The sequence below is a fragment of the Collinsella aerofaciens genome (assembly GCF_020709435.1).
Classification (GTDB): domain Bacteria; phylum Actinomycetota; class Coriobacteriia; order Coriobacteriales; family Coriobacteriaceae; genus Collinsella; species Collinsella aerofaciens_AU.
The window spans coordinates 1-1,822 of sequence record NZ_JAJFDP010000039.1; the positions used below are offsets into that span (position 1 = coordinate 1).

General features: G+C 73.5%; 2 protein-coding genes. Both read left to right on the forward strand.

From position 1 onward, the window contains the following. On the forward strand, positions 1-922 hold a 922-nt coding region (locus tag LK493_RS10025), incomplete at its 5' end, for a hypothetical protein (RefSeq protein ID WP_227790920.1). Next, on the forward strand, positions 919-1,822 hold a 904-nt coding region (locus LK493_RS10030), incomplete at its 3' end, for a type IV secretory system conjugative DNA transfer family protein (RefSeq protein ID WP_227790921.1). The genes LK493_RS10025 and LK493_RS10030, both read left to right, overlap by 4 nt.

Here is a 1,822-nt window from a genome sequence, read left to right on the forward strand (position 1 = left end):
CGGCACGAGCCACCACGTCCACATCCTCACGATCGACCGCGAGGGCGACTGGGACGCGCTGCTCCCCAAGCGGAAGATGGAGGCGGCGCGGCTCGAGATCTCCTCGAAGGCCATGGCGCCGCTGCTGCGGGAGGCCTACATCGAGCGCGACCTCGCGAGGGAGGCCGCGCTGGACGCCGTCTCCCGCATCGACCGGAACCGTTTCGATATCGAGCTGCCGCCGGACGGAAGGATCGAGGCCGCCCACCTCAGGCGTTTCCACCCGGAGGCCTCCGCCGCGCTGAGGGAGGCCCTCGACCGGGCGGCATCCGGCTCCCCCGAGCTCGCCGGTGCACTGGACCGCTATAAGAAGGCGGTCGAGAGGTGCGCCGGCCTCAAGTGCCTGACCGGGGAGGCACGGGACGCCTACGCCCGCAAGGCGGCCGCCGACCTCAGCCTCAGATGTGAGAACGCGGCTCTGCGCGTCCTGGTACCCGACAGGGTGCCGGCGCGCGAGCAGACGCCGGCGCGGCGCGGCGCCCCGGCAACCGGCCCGGCGGTGGAGAGGCGGCGGGAGGCCGGACTCGCCACCGAGGCCCGGGCCTGCATCCCGAAGGCGCGCCTCGAGAGGCTCGAGCGAAAGGTCGCGCGCGGCCGGGACCTCGAGCCGGCAGACCTCAGGGGGTGCCCCTCGGCCGATCGGGCCTTCAGGCATGCGCCGTCGCCCGGTCCGGCCCTCGGGCGCGCCACCGCGATGGCGGCACTGGTCGCCAGGGAGGCCGCCCGGGACGCCGGCGGGCGCGACATGGGGGACGAGGCCGGCGAGAGGGCGCTGCGGCTCATCGCCGCGACCCTGAGGATCCTCGCCTCCGGCGGCACCGGGCCGTCGAGCGTCCCCGCGCTGAAGATAGCGAACAGGATAGAGAGGACGATCACGAGATGAAACCGAAATCCTTCAACCGCGACATGAAAAGGGAGCTCGCCGGCACGCTCGCGGGCCACGGCATCGCCGCCGGCGTCGCCTGCGCCGCGACCGCCGGCGCCTGGGGCTACGCCAGATGGTGGACCGCATCCCTCATCTCGGGCTTCTCCGCCCTACTGCGGCTGCCCGCGGGCGACCCGGGGCCCGAGCCCGACTGCGTCTTCCGCAGCCCTCTCGAAGCGGTCGCCGACGCGGCGGCGTCGGGCGAGATAGGAGAGATGCTCACGGCCCTCGCCCTCGTCGCGACGGCCGTCCTCATCCTCGGCCTCGTTTCTTGGGCCCGCTCATGGGCGAGGCTCCACGACGGGACGTTCGCCGGCGATCGCGCGCCCACGCGCACGCACGGGGACGCCTGGCTCGAGTCGAGGCCGTCCAGGGTCGCGAGGCGCTGCCCTCCCTGGGACGGGAAGGCCGCCGCGGAGGGGCTCGTTGCGGCCGGCTGCATCGGCGGCGGGATCGCGATGGTCCCCGCCGTCCACTGCCTCATAAGGGCGGGCAGCGGCGCAGGCAAGACGAGAAGGTCTCTTGCCGTCAGCGTGGCCGCCGCGATCGACCGCAACGCCCACGGGGCCCCGACGTCCGTCATCGTCCACGACCCGAAGTCCGAGATCCGCGCATGGACCGAACCACTCGCCAGGAGGGCCGGGATGGAGGTCGTCGCCATCCGGCTCGACGAGCCCGTCAAGTCGGCAAGGTTCAACCCCCTCGACCGCGCCATCTCGGCGCTCGGGACCGAGGGCGTCGCCGGCGCCGTGGCGGAGCTCCGCGAGCTGTCGTCCGCCATCGTGCCCGACGCCTTCTCCTCGGGCCAGAGGTTCTTCACGGACGCCAGCCGCAACCTGCTGACCGGCCTCTGCCTGC